This is a genomic window from Desulfovibrio sp. 1214_IL3152, assembly GCF_036763055.1.
Lineage (GTDB): Bacteria > Desulfobacterota > Desulfovibrionia > Desulfovibrionales > Desulfovibrionaceae > Desulfovibrio.
Genome location: NZ_JBAIYW010000041.1, coordinates 1 through 1,354 on the forward strand (window position 1 = coordinate 1; position 1,354 = coordinate 1,354).

A 1,354-nucleotide genomic window follows, 5' to 3' on the forward strand; every position below is an offset into this window, starting at 1 on the left:
CAGCACCTTGCGCCAGTGCTGGTCAAGCCCCAGACTGAGGACGCGGTTGAGCAGGTCGTAAAAGCGTACAATGCGGCCGAACATGCCGGCCACGGCAGCGTCATGTGAGGGCGCGGAAGCCGGGGCCGAGGCCCTGTCCTGCTGCCCGGAAAGCCGAGAAGAGTCCACTTATTTACCCTTGTTGTCCTGATCCGCGTCAACACCGATGGCCGTGCAGACCACCCGGTATACAGAGGGAAAAACCTCTGCGAAATTGCCGGGAGAAACCGTGCGTGTTTCAATAAACTTGGCGGTCAGTTCCTTGGCTACCTGCAGGGCTTCTTTGCGATCTTTATCCATACGGTCCTCTTGCCTCGTTACTGCCGTCCGGCAGGCTGCACGGTTTTGGGGCTTATGCCTGCCGGCCGCGCAACCGGAAAACAAAACCCGCCCTTTGGGGAATGGCCATGACCCACAGCGGGCATTGCCTGGACGGGAAAAAGAACGGAAACGAAAGCCCCCGCCCCCTTTTTTATATTCGTGCCGGACATGCTCCCGGCTTTCTGCATGGCAGCGTTCATACGTCTGCTTCCATGCGCATGTAACTCATAACATAAAATATTTTACTTTTGAGAACATTCGTTCTCAACGCTCTGCGGTGTTCGCCACAGTGATTGACGGCGCAAATGGGGTGTGCCTGTTGCTCCGTGGTGGACGTTTGCGTTTTCCGGCATGCGTTCCGGGCAGCCTGGCCGTTGAAAATACGCCATCCCGCCAGGCTTTGGTCTTTGAGCAAAACCGCATGCGGCGAACTTGGCGGACTACTGTCCCATGCAGGAGAAATCGCGCACGAGCATATGCGTTCCGCCTCTGCTTGGCAAGCCTGACGCCAGCGGGGGGCAGCATGTTTTGCCGGGCGCGGCGGGCAGGAGGCTGGTTTCCACTTTCGGGCAAAAAAACGTCTGCGCGGCACTGCCGCCTTTGGCGCTTTTTCACCGTGCGAACACAGATTCCCAACGCTCTCTGGCGCTCATTACGGTGTGCGACAGCGCAAAGACCGGCGCGTAGTTTTTGGGGCGGACGTTTGCCCGCGCCGTCACAATAGTTTCAAGGTGAACGGCTCCACTGCCCAGGCGCAGCCTGTCTTTACTACGCTTCGCTTTCCAGAAGGCGGGCGATTTCTTCGCGCAGTATGCGGGCTGCTGCTGCGGCGGCGGATTTTTCCACCTGCTCGTTGAAACGGGGTTCCAGGCCGTCCAGCCGCTCTTCTATGGCGTCCAGCCGGGCTGAAGCGCCACGCAGCGTCAGATCAACGCTGTCCAGACGTTCGCCCAGGGCGGGATCTTCACTGGGAGCAGGGGCGGGAGCCTGCGCG

At 59.5% G+C, this 1,354-nt stretch carries 2 protein-coding genes; both read right to left on the reverse strand.

Annotated features, from left to right (window positions below; genetic code table 11):
• Positions 1–168: 168 nt before the first annotated feature.
• Complete coding sequence (locus V6C07_RS00835; protein WP_012625527.1) at positions 169–339, reverse strand: hypothetical protein; 171 nt, start codon at positions 337–339, stop codon at positions 169–171.
• 789 nt (positions 340–1,128) lie between these two features.
• On the reverse strand, positions 1,129–1,354 hold a 226-nt coding region (locus tag V6C07_RS00840), incomplete at its 5' end, for a hypothetical protein (RefSeq protein WP_333534495.1).